3 protein-coding genes are annotated in these 1,084 nt (G+C 76.0%); all 3 read right to left on the bottom strand.

Annotated features, from left to right (window positions below; all coding sequences use genetic code 11):
* Positions 1-101, bottom strand: a 101-nt coding sequence (locus ACFFNX_RS50860) for an FAD-dependent oxidoreductase (protein ID WP_378213695.1), incomplete at its 3' end; no start/stop codon positions are given.
* 100 nt (positions 102-201) lie between these two features.
* Entirely contained in the window at positions 202-495 is a 294-nt protein-coding gene (locus tag ACFFNX_RS50855; RefSeq protein ID WP_378213694.1) for a (2Fe-2S)-binding protein, read from the bottom strand.
* Positions 495-1,084: NAD(P)/FAD-dependent oxidoreductase (locus ACFFNX_RS50850; protein ID WP_378213693.1), on the bottom strand; the 590-nt coding region annotated here is incomplete at its 5' end. The genes ACFFNX_RS50850 and ACFFNX_RS50855, both read right to left, overlap by 1 nt.

The following is a 1,084-nucleotide window of genomic DNA, read 5'->3' as shown; positions in this document are numbered from 1 at the left end:
GTGGCGTCGACGAGCGTCACCCGCGCCCCGGCACGCACGGCGGCGGTCGCGGCGGCCAGCCCGGCCGGCCCCGCGCCGATGACGACGACGTGACGCGTCATGGTGTCTTCTCTGCGTGGGTCTGGGGGGTGACAGTGTCGCGGTCGCCCATGGCCGCGGGGGGTCCGGCCGGTTCCGCGCCGGTGATGGCGGCGTGGCGTGTCACGGTGCCTCCTCCGCGCGGGACCGGGTGGTGACCACGTCGCCGTCGCGGGCTCTGCGCAGGCAGGCTCGTACGTCGGGGACGTCGTCCACGGTGACCAGGCAGTCGAAGCAGACGCCGATGCCGCAGAACACGCCGCGCGGGGCTCCGGACGGTGCGCGTCGCCACGATCGGCGTCCGGCCGCGATGAGGATTCCGGCGATCGTCTGGCCGTCCCGGCCGGTCAGGGGTTCGCCGTCAATGGTGATCCGCAGCATCGGCGCGGCCCCGCTCGTGCGGCGGCTTCGCGGCATCAGGCGGCTCCCTCGGCCAGGACGGCGGGACGTCCCACGCGGAACGGGGCGGGGTCGACCTCCGGTGTTCGGCCCGTGACCAGGTCGGCGAGGAGGCGGGCGGTGCCGGGGGCGAGGCCGATGCCCGCGCCCTCGTGTCCCGTCGCGTGCCACAGGCCCTCGACGCGAGGGTCGGCACCGACGATCGGCAGGTGGTCGGCGACGTACGGGCGGAAGCCGCCGTACGCGCGCATCACCGGCACGCCGGACAGGCAGGGGAACAGCCGCAGCGCCCGCTCCGCGATCACCGAGAGGACCTTCGGCCGCAGCCGCTCGTCGAACCCGGCGGCGCGGCGCGAGGAGCCGAGCAGGACGGTTCCGGCGGGGGTGGACTCGACCACGGCCGAGGCCTGGAGCTCGTCCGCGTCGGCGCTCACGGCGCCCACGTAGTCGGCGTCGTACACCTTGTGGAAGACGGTCGGCGGCAGCGGCGTCGTGACGAGGATCTCGCCGCGCCGGGGCCGTACCCCGATCGGCGCGCCGAGGCGGCGGCTCAGCGCGCCCGCCCACGGGCCCGCGGCGTTGACGAACAGGTCCGCCTCCAGCGTGC

It is taken from the genome of Actinoallomurus acaciae (genome assembly GCF_042429965.1).
GTDB lineage: Bacteria > Actinomycetota > Actinomycetes > Streptosporangiales > Streptosporangiaceae > Actinoallomurus > Actinoallomurus acaciae.
The sequence above is the reverse complement of the archived record's forward strand: the minus strand, read 5'-3'. Positions and strand labels throughout refer to the sequence as shown.

Coding starts and splice junctions, on each gene's coding strand:
- ACFFNX_RS50855 (WP_378213694.1), bottom strand. CDS start 495: ATGCCGCGAAGCCGCCGCACGAGCGGGGCCGCGCCGATGCTGCGGATC.